16 protein-coding genes are annotated in these 19,871 nt (G+C 60.7%); 13 read left to right on the plus strand and 3 right to left on the minus strand.

The genetic code is table 11. From position 1 onward, the window contains the following. The first annotated feature begins 53 nt into the window (after positions 1 to 53). Genes aroC through mtnC form a run of 5 tightly spaced genes read left to right on the plus strand, consistent with a single transcriptional unit; the run spans position 54 to position 4,188 of the window. Positions 54 to 1,145, plus strand: coding sequence for a chorismate synthase (gene aroC, locus Q7W83_RS08970; protein ID WP_150631097.1), 1,092 nt, complete (start codon positions 54 to 56; stop codon positions 1,143 to 1,145). 34 nt (positions 1,146 to 1,179) lie between these two features. Further along, positions 1,180 to 2,325, plus strand: a complete 1,146-nt coding sequence (locus Q7W83_RS08975; RefSeq protein ID WP_150631098.1) for an MFS transporter — start codon at positions 1,180 to 1,182, stop codon at positions 2,323 to 2,325. Next, positions 2,322 to 2,942, plus strand: coding sequence for a methylthioribulose 1-phosphate dehydratase (locus Q7W83_RS08980; protein WP_150631099.1), 621 nt, complete (start codon positions 2,322 to 2,324; stop codon positions 2,940 to 2,942). Before Q7W83_RS08975 ends, Q7W83_RS08980 begins: the two co-directional genes overlap by 4 nt. Positions 2,943 to 2,954: 12 nt before the next feature. Continuing rightward, positions 2,955 to 3,500, plus strand: a complete 546-nt coding sequence (locus Q7W83_RS08985; protein WP_150631100.1) for a 1,2-dihydroxy-3-keto-5-methylthiopentene dioxygenase — start codon at positions 2,955 to 2,957, stop codon at positions 3,498 to 3,500. Between the two features lie 4 nt (positions 3,501 to 3,504). Next, positions 3,505 to 4,188: an acireductone synthase gene (mtnC, locus tag Q7W83_RS08990; protein WP_150653090.1), complete on the plus strand. Its 684-nt coding sequence runs from the start codon at positions 3,505 to 3,507 to the stop codon at positions 4,186 to 4,188. Between the two features lie 128 nt (positions 4,189 to 4,316). On the opposite strand, the gene Q7W83_RS08995 is transcribed toward mtnC, so the two are convergent. Then, on the minus strand, positions 4,317 to 4,595 hold the full coding sequence (locus Q7W83_RS08995) for a DUF3509 domain-containing protein (protein ID WP_150631102.1): 279 nt from the start codon (positions 4,593 to 4,595) through the stop codon (positions 4,317 to 4,319). A 332-nt stretch (positions 4,596 to 4,927) separates the two neighbouring features. Between Q7W83_RS08995 and Q7W83_RS09000 the strand changes: the two genes are divergently transcribed. Together Q7W83_RS09000 and Q7W83_RS09005 are read left to right on the plus strand one after the other, a co-directional pair. Next, complete coding sequence (locus Q7W83_RS09000) at positions 4,928 to 6,766, plus strand: long-chain-acyl-CoA synthetase (protein ID WP_150631103.1); 1,839 nt, start codon at positions 4,928 to 4,930, stop codon at positions 6,764 to 6,766. Between the two features lie 96 nt (positions 6,767 to 6,862). Then, entirely contained in the window at positions 6,863 to 7,381 is a 519-nt protein-coding gene (locus Q7W83_RS09005; protein ID WP_150631104.1) for an ankyrin repeat domain-containing protein, read from the plus strand. Positions 7,382 to 7,527: 146 nt separating this feature from the next. On the opposite strand, the gene Q7W83_RS09010 is transcribed toward Q7W83_RS09005, so the two are convergent. Both Q7W83_RS09010 and xthA read right to left on the minus strand, forming a co-directional pair. Continuing rightward, a complete protein-coding gene (locus Q7W83_RS09010; protein ID WP_150631105.1) occupies positions 7,528 to 8,868 on the minus strand; it encodes a substrate-binding domain-containing protein in 1,341 nt (446 codons plus the stop codon). Positions 8,869 to 9,062: 194 nt separating this feature from the next. Continuing rightward, the gene (gene xthA, locus Q7W83_RS09015; RefSeq protein ID WP_150631106.1) at positions 9,063 to 9,875 is read right to left on the minus strand and encodes an exodeoxyribonuclease III; all 813 of its coding nucleotides are present in this window, start codon (positions 9,873 to 9,875) and stop codon (positions 9,063 to 9,065) included. Positions 9,876 to 10,192: 317 nt separating this feature from the next. Between xthA and Q7W83_RS09020 the strand changes: the two genes are divergently transcribed. The 6 genes from Q7W83_RS09020 to Q7W83_RS09045 all read left to right on the plus strand — a co-directional run bounded on the left by Q7W83_RS09020 (position 10,193) and on the right by Q7W83_RS09045 (position 19,717). Continuing rightward, the gene (locus Q7W83_RS09020; RefSeq protein ID WP_150631107.1) at positions 10,193 to 10,843 is read left to right on the plus strand and encodes a GNAT family N-acetyltransferase; all 651 of its coding nucleotides are present in this window, start codon (positions 10,193 to 10,195) and stop codon (positions 10,841 to 10,843) included. A gap of 66 nt (positions 10,844 to 10,909) precedes the next feature. Continuing rightward, positions 10,910 to 12,637: an autotransporter assembly complex protein TamA gene (locus Q7W83_RS09025; RefSeq protein ID WP_473655900.1), complete on the plus strand. Its 1,728-nt coding sequence runs from the start codon at positions 10,910 to 10,912 to the stop codon at positions 12,635 to 12,637. Then, positions 12,634 to 16,302 carry a translocation/assembly module TamB domain-containing protein gene (locus tag Q7W83_RS09030; RefSeq protein WP_150631109.1) on the plus strand — a complete coding sequence of 1,223 codons (3,669 nt, stop codon included), beginning with the start codon at positions 12,634 to 12,636 and terminating at the stop codon, positions 16,300 to 16,302. Before Q7W83_RS09025 ends, Q7W83_RS09030 begins: the two co-directional genes overlap by 4 nt. A 257-nt stretch (positions 16,303 to 16,559) precedes the next feature. Next, positions 16,560 to 17,033 carry a MarR family winged helix-turn-helix transcriptional regulator gene (locus tag Q7W83_RS09035; RefSeq protein ID WP_150631110.1) on the plus strand — a complete coding sequence of 158 codons (474 nt, stop codon included), beginning with the start codon at positions 16,560 to 16,562 and terminating at the stop codon, positions 17,031 to 17,033. After that, positions 17,030 to 18,499, plus strand: coding sequence for an efflux transporter outer membrane subunit (locus Q7W83_RS09040; RefSeq protein ID WP_473655901.1), 1,470 nt, complete (start codon positions 17,030 to 17,032; stop codon positions 18,497 to 18,499). Before Q7W83_RS09035 ends, Q7W83_RS09040 begins: the two co-directional genes overlap by 4 nt. A 15-nt stretch (positions 18,500 to 18,514) precedes the next feature. Further along, positions 18,515 to 19,717, plus strand: a complete 1,203-nt coding sequence (locus Q7W83_RS09045) for an HlyD/EmrA/EmrK family protein (RefSeq protein ID WP_150638704.1) — start codon at positions 18,515 to 18,517, stop codon at positions 19,715 to 19,717. Positions 19,718 to 19,871: the final 154 nt, after the last annotated feature.

Genomic DNA, 19,871 nt, shown 5'->3' on the forward strand with positions numbered 1-19,871 from the left:
TGCGTATACTGGCGCGCATTACGTATTCAGGTTCATTTCACGGAGCGTCCTGCATGTCCGGCAATACCTACGGCAAGCTGTTCACTGTCACCACCGCGGGCGAAAGCCATGGTCCGGCGTTGGTCGCCATTGTCGACGGCTGCCCGCCGGGGCTGGAGATTTCCCTGGAGGATTTGCAGCGCGACCTCGATCGCCGCAAACCCGGCACCAGCCGCCACACCACCCAGCGCCAGGAAGCCGACGAAGTCGAAATCCTCTCCGGCATTTTCGAAGGCCGCACCACCGGTTGCTCGATCGGCCTGTTGATCCGCAACACCGACCAGAAGTCCAAGGACTACTCGGCGATCAAGGACCTGTTCCGCCCGGCCCACGCCGACTACACCTATCACCACAAATACGGCGAACGCGATTACCGCGGCGGCGGTCGCAGCTCGGCGCGGGAAACCGCCATGCGCGTGGCGGCGGGTGCGATTGCCAAGAAATACCTGGCCACCCAGGGCATCGTCATTCGCGGTTACATGAGCCAGCTCGGCCCTATCGAAATCCCGTTCAAGACCTGGGATTCGGTGGAGGAGAACGCGTTTTTCTGCCCTGATCCAGACAAGGTGCCAGAACTGGAAGCCTATATGGATCAGTTGCGCCGCGACCAGGATTCGGTCGGCGCGAAGATCACCGTGGTCGCTGAAGGCGTGATGCCAGGGCTCGGCGAGCCCATCTTCGACCGTCTCGACGCCGAGCTGGCCCATGCGCTGATGAGCATCAATGCAGTCAAAGGCGTGGAAATCGGCGCCGGATTCGCCAGCGTCGCCCAGCGCGGCACCGAGCACCGCGATGAAATGACCCCGCAAGGGTTCCTCAGCAACAACGCCGGGGGCATTCTCGGCGGCATTTCGTCGGGTCAGCCGATCGTCGCGCACCTGGCGTTGAAGCCGACCTCGAGCATCACCACGCCGGGCCGCTCCATCGACATCCATGGCAACCCGGTGGATGTCATCACCAAGGGCCGCCATGACCCGTGCGTCGGCATTCGCGCCACGCCGATTGCCGAGGCGATGATGGCCATCGTGCTGATGGATCACCTGCTGCGTCATCGCGGGCAGAACGCCAATGTGCACGTGAGCACGCCGGTGCTGGGTCAGCTTTAATGGCTGGCCTGATAGCCGCTGCAGTCTGATCACAGTGGCGGCGCTTCCGTACTGGCGGCTCTCCAGTTTCTATCTGTTCTATTTCGCCTTGCTCGGTTCGACGGCGCCGTTCCTGGCGCTGTACTTCGATCACCTGGGGTTTTCCGCCGCGCGCATCGGCGAGCTGGTGGCCATCCCGATGCTGATGCGTTGCGTCGCGCCGAACATCTGGGGCTGGCTGGGCGATTACACCGGCCGGCGCCTGGCCATCGTGCGTTTCGGTGCGGTCTGCACGTTGCTGACGTTCTCGCTGATTTTCGTCAGCAAAACCTACGCCTGGCTGGCGATGGTCATGGCGTTGCATGCATTTTTCTGGCACGCGGTGTTGCCACAATTTGAAGTCATCACCCTCGCGCATCTGAAGGGGCAGACATCCCGTTACAGCCAGATCCGCTTGTGGGGCTCCATCGGTTTCATCATCACCGTGGTTGCGTTGGGGCGGTTGTTCGAATGGCTCAGCCTCGACATTTACCCGGTGGCGCTGGTGCTGATCATGGCCGGCATCGTGGTCAGCAGCCTGTGGGTGCCGAACGCGCAACCGGTCCAGAGCGAAAGACCGGCGGCAGACGGGTTTCTCAAGCAATTGCGCAGCCCCGGCGTGTTGGCGTTTTACGCGTGCGTGGCGCTGATGCAGATGAGTCACGGCCCGTATTACACCTTTCTGACCTTGCACCTTGAGCGATTGGGTTACAGCCGTGGCTTGATCGGCCTGCTCTGGGCGGTCGGCGTAGTGGCCGAAGTGTTGATGTTTCTGGCCATGACCAAGATTCTTGCGCGCTTCTCCGTACGCAGGGTGCTGCTGGCGAGTTTTCTGCTGGCGGCGCTGCGTTGGTTGCTGTTGGGTTCGTTCGCTGAATTCTTGTCGGTGCTGCTGTTTGCCCAGGTGTTGCATGCGGCGACATTCGGCAGCTTTCACGCGGCTGCCATCCAGTTCGTGCAACGTAGCTTCGGCGCGCGTCAGCAAGGGCAGGGCCAGGCGTTGTACGCCGCACTGGCCGGCACCGGCGGCGCACTGGGCGCGTTGTACTCCGGTTACAGTTGGAATGCCCTCGGGGCCTCGTTCACCTTTAGTATTGCCAGTCTGGCAGCCTTCGCGGCTGCCGTTATCATTGCCACACGAATGCAAGAGGACCGGCCATGAGCCTTACCCGTGAACACCTCGCCCAGGAAATCATCGACGCCGGGCGTTTTCTGTATGGTCGCGGCTGGTCGCCGGCCACCAGCAGCAACTATTCAACCCGACTGTCGCCGAGCGAAGCCTTGCTGACCGTGTCTGGCAAGCACAAAGGCCAGTTGGGCGTCGACGATGTGCTGGCCACTGATCTGTCGGGCAACAGTCTGGAACCGGGCAAAAAACCGTCCGCCGAAACCTTGCTGCACACCCAGCTCTATACTTGGCGGGCGGAGATCGGCGCGGTGCTGCACACCCATTCGGTGAATGCCACGGTGCTGTCGCGCCTCACGCCGGAAGACTTCATCGAATTCGAAGACTACGAATTGCAAAAGGCGTTCAGCGGTGTCTCGACCCACGAATCCCGGGTGCGCGTGCCGATTTTCGACAACGATCAGGACATTGCGCGTCTCGCCGCCAAGGTGCAGCCTTGGCTGGACGCCCATCCCGATTGTGTCGGTTATCTGATTCGCGGCCACGGCCTCTACACCTGGGGCGCCCGCATGAGTGATGCGTTGCGGCAGATCGAGGCCTTTGAATTTTTGTTCGAGTGCGAGTTGAAGACGCGCTCGATCCTGAACCGTTAAGGAGTTGCCCTGATGAGCAGCCTGTCCGTCTACCACGTCTCAAGCCCTGACATTCCGAACAAGGTGCTGACCCATTTCGAAGACATCGCCTCGACCCTGGCCGAGCAAGGTGTGCGCTTCGACCGCTGGCAAGCGGCGGCGAAAATCCAGCCCGGCGCCAGTCAGGAAGAAGTGATCGCCGCGTATCAGGAACAAATCGACAGGCTGATGACCGAACGCGGTTACATCACCGTCGATGTGATCAGCCTGAACAGCGATCACCCGCAAAAAGCCGAGTTGCGCGCCAAGTTCCTCGACGAGCACCGTCATGGCGAAGACGAAGTACGATTTTTCGTCGCCGGTCGTGGCTTGTTTACCCTGCACATCGACGATTACGTGTACGCCGTGCTGTGCGAGAAGAACGACCTGATCTCGGTGCCGGCCGGCACGCCGCACTGGTTCGACATGGGTGAGCATCCGCACTTCGTCGCGATCCGGCTGTTCAACAACCCGGAAGGCTGGGTGGCCAATTTCACCGGGGAAGACATCGCCAGCCGCTTCCCGCGTCTTGAGGACTGAGTCGATGCCGATCAAAGCGATTCTCACCGACATCGAAGGCACCACCAGCGCGGTGAGTTTTGTGTTCGACGTGCTGTTTCCTTACGCCGCCAAACACCTGCCGGACTTCGTTCGCCAGCACGCCGCGCGCGCTGATGTGGCGGAGCAGCTGGACGCCGTGCGCCGGGACAATCAGGAGCCGGACGCGAACGTCGAGCGCGTTATCGAGATTCTCCTGGGCTGGATCGCCGAAGACCGCAAAGCCACGCCGCTCAAGGCGTTACAAGGCATGGTCTGGGAGCAGGGCTATCAGGCCGGGCAGTTGAAAGGTCACGTGTACCCGGACGCCGTTGAAGCGCTCAAACGCTGGCATCAGCAAGGTTTCAAACTGTTTGTTTATTCCTCGGGTTCGATTCAGGCGCAGAAGCTGATCTTCGGCTGCTCCGAGGCGGGGGATTTGTCGCCGTTGTTCAGCGGCTATTTCGACACCACGTCAGGGCCCAAGCGTGAAGCGCAGTCGTACCAGCGCATCACCCAGGCCATCGGCCTTGAGGCGGCGCAGATTCTGTTTCTGTCGGACATCGTCGAGGAACTGGACGCGGCGCGCATGGCCGGCATGGTGACCTGTGGGTTGGCACGAGAGGGCGGGGAGTTGGCAGGACACGTGACCGTCGACAGCTTCGCCCGGATCGATCCTTCCACGTTCTAACTGCCTAAACACATCCCCTGTGGGAGCGACCAGGCTCGCTCCTACAGGGGATGGGGTGCCGCTTCAAAAACAACTCAGGCCGTGAAGCGAAAGCGCTCACGGCCTGTTTGTTTACAGTGCTGGAATGTTTATGCCGAGTGATACGTCGGCAGTGCAAAGCGCTGTTGGCTTTGCAGCATGGAGATCTGCGGCAATTCGCTGGCCTGTTCAGCCAGGTCGCGGCGGATCGCACTGATCACCCAAGACAGCTGATCGCCCGCATGCAACTGCTGGTAGGAAACCGAGCGCTTGAACACTCTGCCTTCACTGCTGCGCAAGGTGAGCAGAATGCCACCGTCGGGACGTGCCTGGGTGGTGACTTCGAAGTTGGAGAACAGGGAAGAAAATTTTTCTTGGATCAGGTTCATGTCTATCAGCTCCGTAAGCTCTTGAATGGCAAGCATGCAGAGGTAGTTGCAGTGATTGTGCCAGCACCTGTTTTTTTAAAAATCGTTATAAATCAATAAGTTAATTTTCTACCGATTTTTTGCTTTCGTGCAATCTGCATGAATGGCCATCGTGCATCCTGCATTTTGCGAGATTAAAGACGATTCGATGGAACCATTGACCCCCTCGGGGATCGTGTTTCGACGCGGATACAAAACATTTCAAAAACCGCGTGTACAGCTCAAGAACCGTTGACGTATTTTCGGGCTCAATCACCGTCGCCCGACAATAAAAAGATCGAACGGGAGCACCCATGAGCCACACGACGAACGACACGATTACTTGGGGCATGATGCTCCGCAAGCTGCCATCCATTGCCAGAGCCATCCCCCGGGTGGTGAAAGGCATGAAAGCCGCCAACGTCAAGGACCCGACCCAACCGTGTGGCCTGGGCTGGACTTTCGAACAAGCGACGTTGCGCAATCCAGCGGGCCCGGCGTTGCTGCAGGGCGCGGTGGTGCTCACGTACTCCGAAGTCAATCAATGGGCCAATCGCATCGCCCATCACCTGATCGCCCAAGGCATCGGCAAGGGCGACGTGGTCGCGGTGTTCATAGAGAATCGCCCGGAACTGTTGGTGACGATCCTGGCGGTGGCCAAGGTCGGCGCGATCAGTGCCTTGCTCAACACCTCTCAAACCCGCGATACGCTGGCCCACAGCCTGAACCTGGTGGCGCCGGCAGCGATCATTGTCGGTGAAGAATTGGTGCCGGCATTTGCGGCGGTGCGCGAGCGGGTTTCGATCGACGCCGCGCGCATCTGGTTCGTCGCCGACCAGGACACCTATCGCCAACCGGGCGTTGCACCCCACGGTTTCATCAACCTGATGAGCGCGATTGCCGACAGCCCCAGCGACAACCCGGTCAGCAGTCAGCAGGTTTTTCTCGACGACCCGTGTTTCTACATCTACACCTCGGGCACCACCGGGCTGCCCAAGGCCGGGGTGTTCAAGCATGGACGCTGGATGCGCAGTTCCGCGAGCTTCGGTTTGATTGCGCTGGACATGCGCCCCGAAGACATCGTCTATTGCACCTTGCCGCTGTATCACGCCACCGGACTCTGCGTGTGCTGGGGCTCGGCCATCAGCGGTGCCTCGGGGTTTGCCATCCGCCGCAAGTTCAGCGCGAGCCAGTTCTGGAGCGACGTGCGCCAATACCGCGCGACCACCCTCGGTTACGTCGGCGAATTGTGCCGCTACCTGGTGGATCAACCGATCAGCGCCGACGATAACAAGCACGGCGTGACGAAGATGATCGGCAACGGCCTGCGCCCTGGCGCATGGCACGAATTCAAGACGCGCTTTGGCGTGAATCACATCTGCGAGTTGTACGCGGCCAGCGACGGCAACATCGGTTTCACCAACATCCTCAACTTCAACAACACTGTCGGTTTTTCCCTGATGTCCTGGGAGCTGGCAGCCTATGACCACGACAGTGGTGCGCCGACGCGTGAGGCCAATGGCTTCATGCGCAAGGTTGCCAAGGGCGAGCAAGGGCTGTTGCTGGCGAAGATCGACGACAAGGCGCCGCTGGATGGCTACACCGATCCGCAGAAGACTGAAAAAGTCGTGCTGCACGACGTGTTCGAGAAGGGTGACCGTTACTTCAACACCGGTGACTTGCTGCGCAACATCGGTTTTGGTCATGCGCAATTCGTCGATCGCCTGGGTGACACCTACCGCTGGAAGGGCGAAAACGTCTCGACCACCGAGGTCGAAAACATCCTGCTGCAACACCCGAACATTTCCGAAGCCGTGGCTTATGGCGTGGAGGTCCGCAACACCAACGGGCGTGCCGGGATGGCGGCGATCACACCGGCCGAGTCCCTGGCGACCCTGGATTTCAGCGAGCTGCTGGCCTTCGCCCGCGAGCAAATGCCGGCGTATGCGGTGCCGCTGTTCCTGCGGGTGAAAGTGAAGATGGAGACCACTGGCACCTTCAAATACCAGAAGACCCGGCTCAAGGATGAAGCCTTCGACCCTGGCAAAACCGGCGATGATCCGATCTACGCGTGGCTGCCGGGGACCGAGACTTACGTGCAGGTCACCGAGCAGTTGCTGACGGAAATTCACGCTGGCAAGTACCGTTATTGAATGTGGCTATGGCGTGCCTTGAGAAAAAACAAGTGACAGTGTCGGGGCCGCTCGGGAAACTGTCGGCTTTGCGAATAACTGTAAGTGGAGTCCCCAATGTCCGATCAAAGCCGCCAGATGACCCCCGAAGAAGCCGCCGAATTTGCCGAACAGGTTTTCAACAAGGCGCGCGAGGGCGATGCGGCCATGATGGCTGCGCTGTTGACCAAAGGTCTGCCGCCTAACCTGCGCAACCACAAGGGCGACACCTTGTTGATGCTGGCGGCTTATCACGGCCACGTCGAGACGGTAAAAGTCTTGCTCGAGCACAAGGCCGATCCGGAAATCCGCAACGACAACGGCCAGAGCCCGATTGCCGGCGCGGCGTTCAAGGGCGACCTGGCGGTGGTCAAGGCGTTGGTTGACGGTGGTGCGCTGGTGGAAGGGGCGTCGTTCGACGGCCGCACCGCGTTGATGATGGCGGCGATGTTCAACCGCGTGGAAATCGTTGATTACCTGATCAGCAAAGGGGCCGATCCGAAGGCCAAGGATGCCAACGGGGTGTCTGCGCTGGATGCCGCGAAAACGTTGGGTGCGGTGGATACCACTGCACAATTGGAGAAACTGCTCGGCTGACTGGACGTCTGACCCCGGAACCCCTGAAGGAGCAAGCCTGCTCGCGATGGCTTTGTGACAGACGCCTGGTTTTGATGGCGTACATATCCGTTCCTGCGGTAACGGATATGTACATAAACCCGGCCGCCAAGGTCCCTCGCTTTACTTCAATAAACCCAAACCTCAACCCGCCGATTCTTGATCCGCCCCTCATCCGCACTATTGGCCGCCACCGGCATCTCGGCGCCAAAACCACGAATCTCGCGAAATACCACGCCGCGTTTCACCAGCTCCCGCCGCACCGCCATGGCCCGCAGTTTCGACAGCAGGTCGGCCCGTGCCGGATCGCTCTTGGCATCGCCAAACCCCACCAGCGTTACCTGCCGGTTGGTTTTCTGGTTCTGCTGGAGGTAATCGAGCACCCGCGTCAGGTCCTGTCGGGCCTTGTTGTCCAGGGTCGCGCTGCCTTCTTCGAAGCGGAAATTCACGGTGAGGCGCTGGGCGTGGCGGCTGAGCGCCTGATAACCCTCGGGCATCAACGCATTCGGTGTGACCGCCATGGCCTGGACGGTCTGAGCAATAAACCCGTTAGCCGCGACAATGGCCTGGCCGTTGCTGCTTTGCGCGAACGCCACCAACGCTTCGGCCCAGGGATTTTTGCCGTTGGGCGGCAGGTAAAAGAACAGCCGTCGTGACAGCGGATAGTCTTCCGTGGCGATCAGGCTGTTAAGCGGCGGCATGGCCTGGGATTGACCATCGACAATCGCCACGGCTTTGGCCTGGCGCACGTAGGGCAGGCCGATAAAACCAATGCCTTGCGGGTCGAGGCTGACCGCGTCGGACAATTGCTCGCTGGATTCGAAGCGTTTCGCCGCACTGTTCAGCGTTTTCCCACGACGACTGAGGACGACTTCCTTGAAGGTGTCGTAGGTGCCCGATTGGTCATCCCGCGCGTACAGATGAATCGCTCCGCCGTGGCCGCCGAGCGCTTCCCAGGTGCGGGCTTCGCCGCTGAAGATGCGCGCCAGTTGCTCGGTGTTGAGTTGATTCAGCGGGTTTTGCGGATGAAGGATGATTGCCAGGCCATCAATGGCGATGACCTGCTCGGCGCCGGGGCTCTTCAGATCGCCGAGGGATAGCAGGGCCAGCAGTTCGCTGTCTTTGATCGGGCGCGAAGAGGCGGCAAGGTCCGCGGTGGCATTTTTCAGGGCCGTGAAGCCGGTGCTGGAGCCGTGGGCCGCGATGTCCACTTCGACCCGGCGACCCTGCGCGGTTTCGCCGACTACGCGCAGTTCGTTGGCCGTGTCTGGCGCTTCGCTGCGGACCTTGAGCAAGCCTTGCTCGCGCATCAAACCCTCGACCAGCGCCGGACCCAATGCCGCACCAATCGTGTTGGAGCCCTGAATGCGCAGCACCGGCCCCTGTTTGGGCGTCGGCAAATCACCGGCCGACGCGCTGATGGGCAGCCCGGCGCACAGCATTAACAGGAAGAAAACGCGCAGCGTCATGCCGGCACCTTTAAAGAACAAAGTAAGTGCCGGGAGAATAAGTCAGTAAGATTTCCGAAAGATGACAGTTATCAACATTGTAGGAGCGAGCTTGCTCGCGATGAGGGACTGGCATTCAACATTGATATTGACTGACGGTGCGCTATCGCGAGCAAGCTCGCTCCCACAGTTGATTTGTGTCGATGTTGAGGGGATCAGCTCAACTCAAGCCAGATCGGCGCGTGATCCGAAGGCTTTTCCATTCCGCGGAGTTCGTAATCCACGCCCGCATCCTTCACCCGCGGCAACAAGCCGTGGGACGCCATGATCACGTCAATCCGCAGTCCGCGCTTGGGTTCATCCTCAAAGCCACGGCTGCGATAGTCGAACCAACTGAAGCGGTCGGCCACGTCCGGGTTCAGGTGGCGAAAACTGTCCACCAGACCCCAGTTCTTCAAGCGCGCCATCCACTCGCGTTCTTCCGGCAGGAAGCTGCATTTGCCGGTTTTCAGCCAGCGTTTCATGTTGTCCGGGCCGATACCGATGTCGCAGTCTTCCGGGGAAATATTCACGTCGCCCATTACCACCAGCGGCTGTTCGTTTTGGAACTGGCTTTCCAGCAAGTGCTGCAGATCGTTGTAGAAACGCTCTTTGGCCGGGAACTTGGTCGGATGGTCGCGGCTTTCACCCTGTGGGAAATAGCCGTTCATGATGGTCACCGGCACGCCATTGGCGTCGGCGAAGGTGCCCCAGATAAAGCGACGCTGCGCATCTTCTTCATCGGTGACGAAACCTTTGTGCAGTTCCAGCGGTTCCTTGCGCGAGAGCAGGGCAACGCCGTAGTGACCCTTTTGCCCATGGAAATACACGTGATAGCCCAAGGCCTGGACTTCGGCCAGCGGGAACTGGTCGTCATGGACTTTGGTTTCCTGCAAGCCGATCACGTCGGGTTGATGCTTTTCGATCAGCGCCGCCAGCTGATGGGGGCGAGCGCGCAGCCCGTTGATGTTGAAGGAGACGATCTTCATGGTCGGCAGTCCTGGCAAAAGGGCGATGCTAGCTGACCTGTGGGAATCGGGCCAGTCTGGGGTGAGACGATTCGCGTGTGTCAGCAAGCCTTGCGTCGACGTTGAAGGCCTCTTCGCGAGCAGGCTCGCTCCCACATTGATCGGTGTCACGCCGAAGTTATCGCGACTGGTCTATACCTTTGTGGGAGCGAGCCTGCTCGCGAAGACGGCTTAGGCCCCAATACTCATTCCGGATCAACAAGGAACTGTATGGGCGCAGACAAACTCGTAACAACAAGAGCACAGCCATTTGAGCTGTCCCGGGGAGATCAACCGTTATGCCCGAAACCTCGACCGCCATCGCCGATATCCACATGCTCGACAGCGGCTATTCCCGCGAAGCCCGTTCCCTGTTGTACCAGGCCTACCGCCACGAACCGACCTTCGGCTACCTCTTCGAAGCCGAGCGCCCCGGTTATGAACAGCGGGTCCGCGCCACCGTGCGCGAACTGGTCAAACAGCACTTTCTTCAGGATTTGCCGGCCATTGGCCTGCTGGTCAACGACCGTTTGATCGGCATTGCCCTGATCGCACCGCCACAACGTCGCCTCGGCATTACCGAAAGCTGGGCCTGGCGCCTGCGGATGGTGCTCAGCACGGGGTTTCGCTGCACGCGCCGCTACCTCGAATACCACGACGCGGTGATGGCGTGCGTGCCGTCCGACTCGGTGCACTTGCTGCCGTTGTTGGGGATTCATCCGCAATTCCAGGGCAAGCACTTCGGCGAACAACTGCTGCAGGCAGTCCATAACTGGTGCGCGGTAGATGAGCATTCCCAGGGGGTAGTTCTCGACACCGGGAATCCGCGTTATCTGGAGTTCTATAAACGTCAGGGCTATGAGGAAATCGGTGAAGTGGCGGTAGGACCGATCCGCGAGCACGTGTTTTTTCACGCCAACCCGCAGGTGCTGCAAACCGCCTCGGCATAAACGGTAGAACTTTCGCGGTGCGCGAGGCTCTATCACGCTCCCAAGCTCGTGATAGCATCCGCGCCTATGAAGTTTCCAGGAAGAATTACCAGCGGCGTGCTGATGCTGATCACCAGCTGCGCGGCGCTGGCGCAAAGTGAATTGGATGTGCGGATCAAACCGTCCAACGATGAACTGAAGGCCAATATAGAGGGCTATATCGGCAGCCTCGGCGATCGTGACGAAGAAGCCTTGTTGCGCTTCAGTCGTGGCGCCGAAGAACAGGCGCGCAAGGCCGCCCAGGCCTTGGGTTATTACCAGCCACAGATCGACACGGACGTGAAGGGCGGCAAGACACCGCGCCTGGTCATGAACATCGATCCGGGCGAGCCTGTGCATTTGCGCAATGTCACTATCCGTATCGACGGTCCTGCGGCCTCCCTCAAAGCCTTTCGTGTGCCGAAAAGCGCCGCGCTGAAAACCGGTGCGGTGCTCAATCATGGCCGCTACGAAGACGCCAAGCGGCTGATCCAGAACCAGGCTTCGCGTTTCGGTTTTTTCAGTGGCTACTTCACTCGGCAGAAGCTGTCGGTCGACCCGCGAGCGGGCGTTGCCGACATCGAACTGATCTATGAAAGCGGCCCGCGTTATGCCCTCGGCAAGGTCAGTTTCGAGGGCGATACGCCGTTCGACGAAGAACTGCTGCAACGCATGGTGCCGTTCAAGGCCGGCGCGCCGTATGACTCCGAACTGATCGCCGAACTCAATCAGAACCTGCAATCGAGCGGCTATTTCGAAGGCGTGCGCGTCGACGCCGCGCCGACGGCGTCCAGGAACGATGTGATCCCGGTGGACGTCAAACTCCAAACCCGCAAGCCACGGACCATGGGCCTCGGTCTGGGTTTTTCCACCGACGTCGGCCCACGGGTCAAGGCCAACTGGACCCGGCACTGGGTTAACCCTCAAGGCCACAGCTATGGCTGGGAAACCGAAGTCTCGGCACCACGCCAAAACGTCGGGCTGTTCTACGACATTCCACTAGACCCGCCGCTGACCGACAAACTGCGCTTCGCCGGTGGTTATCAGAGCGAAGAAATTGCCGATAAGGACAGCCTGAGCAAGCTGCTGACCCTCGGCCCCGAATGGCACAGCAAGTTGCCCAGCGGCTGGCAGCGGGTGGTGTCGCTGAAATGGCAGCGCGAAGAATATCGACTCGGCGATGATTCGGGGCTTAGCAATCTGCTGATGCCCGGCGTCAGCTATTCCTACCTGAAAAGCGACAACCGCATCGACCCGCACAACGGTTATCGCTTGCAATTCGAAACCAAAGTCGCCAAGGAAGGCTTGGGCTCCGACACCAACCTGCTTTACGGCACGGCGCTGGTCAAAGGCCTGACTACGGTCTTTGATAAACACCGCTTCCTCGGCCGGGTGCAGGTGGGCGGAAGCGCCACCAATGGCTACAAATCGGTGCCACCGTCGCTTCGTTTCTTCGCCGGTGGCGATCAGAGCGTGCGCGGTTACGACTATCAGAGCCTGTCCCCGGAAAACTCCGACGGCGACCGCATCGGTGGCCGCTACATGATTGCCGGCAGCGTCGAGTATCAGTATTCCATCGCCGAAAAATGGCGGGTTGCGACGTTTGTCGACCAGGGCAACTCCTTCAACAAACTCGAACTGCCCGACCTCAAGACCGGCGTGGGTATCGGCGTGCGCTGGGTGTCACCGGTGGGGCCGATTCGCCTCGACCTGGCCCACGCGCTGGACGATGACGGCGGCATTCGACTGCACTTTTCCATGGGGCCTGAGCTGTGAAGCGTGGTTTGAAAGTAACGCTGCTGGCGGTTCTCGCGCTGCTGATGCTGGTGCTGCTGACCGTGACCACGGTGCTGGGCACGGCGACGGGCAGCCGTTGGGCGCTCGGCTTTGTGCCGGGTTTGACCGTCGAGAATTTCCAGGGACGACTGGGCGGGCAGTGGAGCGCCGACCATTTGGTCTGGCAGCAAGGCACCAGCCGGGTTGAGCTGAGCAAAGCGATTTTCGCCTGGTCTCCGTTGTGCCTGACGCGCATGACCCTGTGCATCGAACAGTTGAAGGCCGATCAGGTCAGCCTGCAATTCCCGCCGGGCCCCGAAGAAGAAAGCAGCGGACCGATTACATTGCCGGACCTGAAGTTGCCACTGGCCATCGAGCTGGGCGATGTGCAGGTCGGTAGCCTGCTGTTCAACGGCAGCGAAGAACTCAAAGGCCTGCAACTGGCGGCACATTGGACCGCGCAAGGTTTGCAGATCGATTCCGTGCAACTGCAACGTGACGAACTGAGCCTGAACCTGTCCGGCCTGCTGCAACCCAGCGGCAACTGGCCGCTTAAAGCCGAGGGCAAACTGACGTTACCGGCCCCCGAGCCTTGGGCGCTGGCGCTGAAAATCGACGGCGACCTGCTGAAAACCTTGAAGCTCACCGCCGACAGCAGCGGTTACCTGAACGGCCAACTGACCGGCGAGTTGCAGCCGCTGGTGGACAACCTGCCGGCCAAGGTGCGGATCACCGCCGACGGCTTCAAACCCAGCGCTGACCTGCCGGACACCCTGCAACTCAATCAGCTAGAACTCAGCGGCGACGGCGATCTGAAAAACGGCTACCAGTTGCGTGGCAACGCCACGCTGCCCGCCGAGCAAGGCCCGGTTGCACTGATGCTGCAAGGCAAGGTCGACGCTAACGGCGCGCAGATCGCCGCACTGGACCTGACCGCCAACGACAAACAAAGCCTCAAGCTCTCTGGCGTTCTGGACTGGAGCAAAGGCCTGAACGCCACAGCGAAAATCGACTGGCTGGACTTCCCCTGGCACCGGCTCTATCCGCTGATCGACGAACCTGAAGTGGCGTTGCGCAGCTTCAACGGCGAAGTCTCCTACACCGACGGCCAATACCTCGGCAACTTCAAAGCCGCGCTGGATGGCCCGGCCGGGGCGTTCAGCCTGAGCAGCCCGTTCGCCGGCGACCTGACAAAAATCTACCTGCAACAAATCCAGCTCGAAGCCGGGCAGGGCAAGGCCCAAGGGCACCTGAACCTGCAATTTGCCGATGGCATTGCCTGGGACACCGCGCTCGACCTCTCGGCGATCAACCCGGCGTATTGGGTCGCGGAGTTGCCGGGAACCCTGGCCGGACCGTTGCGCAGCAAAGGCGAGATGAAGAATGAACAGCTCAGCCTGAATGCGGACCTCGATTTGAAGGGCAAGCTGCGTGGGCAACCGGCCGTTCTGCAAGCCAAGGCCGATGGCAGCGGCGAGCAATGGAACCTCAGCGCGCTGCAAATCCGCCTCGGTGACAACAGCATCACCGGCAAGGGCAGCCTGCAACAGAAACTCGCCGGCCAGATCGACATCAAGCTGTCGCGCCTGGCCCAGCTCTGGCCGCAACTGCGTGGTCAACTCAACGGCCGCGTCGATGTCGCCGGCACGCTCAAGGCGCCGCAAGGCAAGCTCGGGCTGCAAGGCACGCAACTGGCGTTCCAGGACAATCGCCTGCAAAGCCTCAACCTCGACGCCACCCTCGACAGCGCGCAACGGGCGAAAATCGACTTCAAGGGCAGCGGCATTCAGGCCGGCGACACCTCGCTGGGGACGCTAACGGCCAGCGGTCAGGGCGATATCAAAAACCAGAAACTGGCGCTCGATCTGCAGGGCCCGCAACTGAAGCTGGCCCTCGGCCTCGATGGCAATCTGGACAAAGGCAACTGGCGCGGGCGTCTGGCCAGTGGCGATATCCAGGCCGGCGGCCAGTACTGGAAGCTGCAAAGCCCGGCGAAACTCGAACGGCTGGCGGACGGCCAAATCAACTTCGGCGCCCATTGCTGGATGTCCGGCCCGGCCAGTCTGTGCGGCGAAGACCAGCGCCTGATGCCAGAGCCGAAGCTGCGATACCACCTCAAGCAATTCCCGATCGACAGCCTGGCGCAGTGGTTGCCGAAGGACTTCGCCTGGAAGGGCCGCCTCAACGCCGACCTGCAACTGGACCTGCCCGCCAGCGGTCCGAACGGCCAGATCAGCCTCGATGCCAGCGGTGGCACCTTGCGCATAAAGGACAAGGATCAGTGGCTGGACTTCCCGTACCAGACCCTGAAACTCACCAGCAAACTCACGCCCAAGCACATCGACACCGACCTCAACTTCGTCGGCGGCAAACTGGGTGAATTGAGTGTGCAGGCGCAAATCAATCCGTTGCCGAAGAACAAACCACTGAGCGGCGCGTTCCGTCTCAATGGACTCGACTTGTCCGTGGCGCGACCGTTTGTGCCGATGGTCGAGAAACTCACCGGACGCCTGAATGGCAGCGGCACGATTGCAGGCACGCTGATGGCGCCTCTGGTAAATGGCAGCCTGCTGCTCAGCGACGGCGAGATTTCCGGGCCTGAGCTGCCGATGGACCTTGAGGCGTTGCAGCTTCAAGCGCTGATCGCCGGTGAAACGGTGCAGTTGAACGGCGGCTGGAAAAGCGGCAAGAACGGGCAGGGCAGCCTGAACGGCAATATCGCCTGGGGCCAGGCGCTGGTGGTGGACCTGGCGCTCAAAGGTACGCAGTTGCCGGTCACCGTCGAACCGTACGCCAAGCTCGAAGTCGCACCGGACTTGAAGATTTCGATGAAGGGCGACGAGCTGGCCATCGCCGGCAAAGTGTTGGTACCACGGGGCGAAATCACCGTACGCGAGTTGCCGCCGTCGACGGTCAAAGTGTCCGATGACACGGTGATCATCGGCCAGCAAACCGAAGAGGGCAAACCGCCGCTGGCGATGAAAATGGACATCGATGTGGCGGTCGGCGAGGACAAACTCAGCTTCACCGGGTTTGGCCTGACCGCCAACCTGCAAGGGCACGTGCACATCGGCGACAACATGGACACCCGTGGCGAGCTGTGGCTCAACGACGGGCGTTACCGGGCCTATGGCCAGCGGTTGACGGTGCGTCGGGCGCGCTTGCTGTTTGCCGGCCCGATCGATCAGCCGTATCTGGACATCGAGGCGATTCGCCAGACTGACGACGTCATCGCCGGTATTCGCCTGAGCGGCAGCGCCGAGCAGCCGACCACGCAGATTTTCTCCGAGCCGGCGATGAGTCAGGAACAGGCCTTGTCCTATCTGGTGCTGGGGCGTCCGCTGAGTACCACCGGTGAAGACAACAACATGCTGGCGCAGGCCGCGCTCGGTCTGGGTTTGATGGGCAGTTCCGGGGTGACCGGCAAACTGGCCAGCGATCTGGGGATTCAGGATTTCCAGCTCGATACCGAAGGCAGCGGCAATACGACCAGCGTGGTTGCCAGCGGCAATATCTCCGAGAAGCTCAGTCTGCGTTATGGCGTGGGTGTGTTTGAACCGGCCAACACCATTGCCTTGCGCTACAAGCTGAGCAAGAAGGTCTACCTCGAAGCGGCGGGTGGCGTGGCCAGTTCGCTGGATATCTTCTACAAGCGGGATTTTTAGTTCCCGTTCCTCCAAAAGACCGAGTCGCTTCCATCGCGGGCAAGTCGCACCGCCGCTCCCACAGGGATCACACTGAACCTGTGGGAGCGGCGGTGCGACGATTCGACTTGCCCGCGATGGCGTCGGGGTGCTCACCACAAAACTCCTGCCATTTATCCGCTAAATACAAAGCAACCTAACTATTACGTTGACATTCGCTGCCTAGGCAGTAACATCTCGACATACATTCTCTGCCTAGGCAGCTAATTGGTGGTCAGATGAAACATTTCACCCCGGACGAATTCAAGAACTGCCATCTCGGCCTCCTGCTCGGGCGCGCTGCGCTGCTCAAGGACCGGATCATCGACACGCACATGGAACCCCACGGCATCACCGCCGCGCAGTTCAAAGTGCTGATCATCATGGCTCAGTTCGGTGTTGATACCCCGGCCGAGCTGTGCCGCCACCTGTCGCTCGACAGTGGTTCGATGACCCGCATGCTTGATCGTCTGGAACAGAAAGGTTTCCTCGCCCGCCAACGCTCGGAAGCGGATCGCCGTCAGGTGCAGCTTGTGTTAACTGAGCAAGGCCAGCAGTTGACCGACCGCCTGCCGGAAATCGGCGCCGACGCCATGAACGAACTGGCCGGCGCCATCACTCCCGAAGAGCTGAAATCCCTGGAACAGATCCTGAAGAAAATTTTGCTGGCAGCCGGTGACTCGATCACGCTGCTGCGGGTAGGTGACAAATGAGCAGCAAAACCCTGCGTGCCGGTCTGAGCCTGGTGCTCGCGGCTATGACCCTGGCCGGTTGTGCCAGCTACAGCGGCCTGACCACCGAAGGCAAAAGCCTGGATGCGAAAACCCTCACGGCCGGACAATCCCTCAGCGGCGTGACCCTGTCGCCCGCGGCCTGGCCGAAAAGCGACTGGTGGAAAAGCCTCGGCGACCCACAGCTCGACGGTCTGATTCGCGAAGCGTTGCACGACAGCCCCGACATGCAGATCGCCGACGCCCGCGCCCATCAGGCCAGCGCCGCCGCCTATGCCGCCGATGCTGCGCGGATGCCGACCCTGGATGCCAGCGCCGGCGTCAGCCGTTCGCGTCTGGCCCGGGATCAAGACCCGAGGGGTGAGGGCGATGCCTACTCCACCGTGCGCAACATCGGCGCCAGTTTCAATTACAACTTCGACCTTTGGGGCGGTCAGCGTGACGCCTGGGAGGCCGCGTTGGGTCAGGCCCGGGCTGCCGAAGTCGACCAGCAAGCGGCGCAATTGACCTTGTCCGCCGACGTTGCCCGCGCTTACAGCGATCTAGGACAGGCGCATATCGTTCACGACCTGGCCCAGGAAGACCTCAAGCGTACAAAGCAAATGCTCGACTTGAGCCAGCGTCGCCTGAGCTCCGGCATCGACAGCCAATACCAGTACCAGCAAACCGAAAGTCTCGAAGCCACGTCCGAAGCCAGCCTGATCGATGCCGAAAAACGCCTGCAAAGCGCGAAAATCGCTCTGGCGGTGTTGCTCGGCAAAGGCCCGGATCGCGGCAACGACATTGCCCGGCCGAAGATCCTTCAGGCCAGCGCTGTCGCGTTACCGTCGGTCCTGCCCGCCGAATTGCTCGGTCGTCGCCCCGATCTGGTGGCCGCGCGCTGGCGGGTCGAGGCGGCGAGCAAGAACATCGACGCCGGCAAGACCCGGTTCTATCCCAACCTCAACCTCAGCGCCGCAGCCGGTGCCGAATCATTGTTGGGCGACGCGATGTTTGGTTCGGCCAGTCGTTTCTTCAACATCGCACCGACGATCTCTGTGCCGATTTTCGACGGCGGCCGCCTGCGCGCCGACCTCGATGCCCGCGACGCCGATTACGACCTCGCCGTGGCGCAGTACAACAAAAGCCTGGTGAAAGCCCTCGGCGATGTCAGCGACACCATTAACCAGCTGCGCGATATCGGCCGGCAGATCGGCGCTCAGCAACACGCCACCGACATTGCCCAGGATTCTTACAACACTGTGGTCCAGCGGTACGGTTCCGGCATCGGTAACTACCTGGACGTGCTCAGCATCGAGCAGCAATTGCTCCAGGCCCAGCGTCAGCTGGCCAACCTGAATGCCGAGCAGATCGACCTGTCGATCCAACTGATGCAAGCGCTGGGCGGCGGTTTTCAGGGCGAAACCCTGACCGCGGCCAACGCAACCCCAGCCACGCAGCACAACTAATTCAAGGTAATGGTCATGGCCACTGCAGAAAACACACTAACCCCGGACAACACTCCCGATACCAGCAACCCGCGCAAACGCAAGGTCATGTTGGTTGTTCTGGCCATCGTGGTGATTCTTGCCGGCATCGGCGTCTGGGGTTATCACGAATTCTACGGGCGTTGGAATGAGAGCACCGACGACGCCTATGTGAACGGCAACGTGGTGGAAATCACCCCGCTGGTCACCGGCACCGTGGTCAGCATCGGCGCCGACGATGGCGATCTGGTCCATGAAGGCCAGGTGCTGATCAACTTCGACCCGAACGACGCACAGGTCGGTCTGCAAAGTGCCCAGGCCAATCTGGCCCGCACCGTGCGCCAGGTACGTGGTTTGTACAGCAACGTCGACGGCATGAAAGCCCAGGTCAACGCCCAGCAGGCCGAAGTGCAGAAAGCTCAGGACAACTTCAACCGGCGGAAAAATCTCGCCGCTGGCGGGGCGATTTCCCAGGAAGAACTGTCCCACGCTCGCGACGACCTGACCTCGGCGCAAAACGCTCTGGCCAATGCGAAACAGCAACTGAAAACCACCAGTGCCCTGGTGGATGACACCGTGGTGTCGTCGCACCCTGACGTGATGTCGGCCGCCGCGCAATTGCGCCAGGCGTACCTGAATAACTCGCGCAGCACCTTGATTGCACCGGTGACCGGTTACGTCGCCAAGCGCTCGGTACAACTCGGTCAACGGGTCCAGCCGGGCACCGCGCTGATGGCGGTGATTCCGTTGGATCAGCTATGGATCGACGCCAACTTCAAGGAAACCCAGTTGCGTGACATGCGCATCGGCCAACCGGTGGACATTCAGGCCGACCTGTACGGCAGCGACGTGAAATTCAGCGGCACCATCGACAGCCTCGGTGCGGGCACCGGCAGTGCGTTTGCCCTGCTGCCGGCGCAGAACGCCACCGGTAACTGGATCAAGATCGTGCAGCGGGTACCGGTGCGGATTCACATCAACGCCGAAGAACTGGCCAAGCACCCGTTGCGCGTCGGCCTGTCGACTCAGGTCGATGTGAACCTGCGCGACCAGAGCGGCCCGGTGCTGGCGCAACAGCCGCCGCAGAAGGCGTCGTTCAGCACCAACGTCTACGACCGTCAGTTGGCCGAGGCCGACGCCATGATCACGCAGTTGATCCACGACAACAGCGCAGCGGTCAGCAAAACCGTGCAGCGTTGATTCGCCATGACACCGACCCTGTGGGAGCGGGCTTGCCCGCGATGACGGCGCAACATTCAACGCACATGTCGAATGTGAATCCGCTATCGCGGGCAAGCCCGCTCCCACAGGGTCCGGCTGCGTCTTTAAGGGGCGCAGCACCCATCAGGTTTCA

The organism is Pseudomonas sp. 300 (assembly GCF_055803035.1).

Coding starts and splice junctions, on each gene's coding strand:
- aroC (WP_150631097.1), top strand. CDS start 54: ATGTCCGGCAATACCTACGGCAAGCTGTTCACTGTCACCACCGCGGGC.
- Q7W83_RS08980 (WP_150631099.1), top strand. CDS start 2,322: ATGAGCCTTACCCGTGAACACCTCGCCCAGGAAATCATCGACGCCGGG.
- Q7W83_RS08985 (WP_150631100.1), top strand. CDS start 2,955: ATGAGCAGCCTGTCCGTCTACCACGTCTCAAGCCCTGACATTCCGAAC.
- mtnC (WP_150653090.1), top strand. CDS start 3,505: ATGCCGATCAAAGCGATTCTCACCGACATCGAAGGCACCACCAGCGCG.
- Q7W83_RS08995 (WP_150631102.1), bottom strand. CDS start 4,595: ATGAACCTGATCCAAGAAAAATTTTCTTCCCTGTTCTCCAACTTCGAA.
- Q7W83_RS09000 (WP_150631103.1), top strand. CDS start 4,928: ATGAGCCACACGACGAACGACACGATTACTTGGGGCATGATGCTCCGC.
- Q7W83_RS09005 (WP_150631104.1), top strand. CDS start 6,863: ATGTCCGATCAAAGCCGCCAGATGACCCCCGAAGAAGCCGCCGAATTT.
- Q7W83_RS09010 (WP_150631105.1), bottom strand. CDS start 8,868: ATGACGCTGCGCGTTTTCTTCCTGTTAATGCTGTGCGCCGGGCTGCCC.
- xthA (WP_150631106.1), bottom strand. CDS start 9,875: ATGAAGATCGTCTCCTTCAACATCAACGGGCTGCGCGCTCGCCCCCAT.
- Q7W83_RS09020 (WP_150631107.1), top strand. CDS start 10,193: ATGCCCGAAACCTCGACCGCCATCGCCGATATCCACATGCTCGACAGC.
- Q7W83_RS09025 (WP_473655900.1), top strand. CDS start 10,910: ATGAAGTTTCCAGGAAGAATTACCAGCGGCGTGCTGATGCTGATCACC.
- Q7W83_RS09035 (WP_150631110.1), top strand. CDS start 16,560: ATGAAACATTTCACCCCGGACGAATTCAAGAACTGCCATCTCGGCCTC.
- Q7W83_RS09040 (WP_473655901.1), top strand. CDS start 17,030: ATGAGCAGCAAAACCCTGCGTGCCGGTCTGAGCCTGGTGCTCGCGGCT.
- Q7W83_RS09045 (WP_150638704.1), top strand. CDS start 18,515: ATGGCCACTGCAGAAAACACACTAACCCCGGACAACACTCCCGATACC.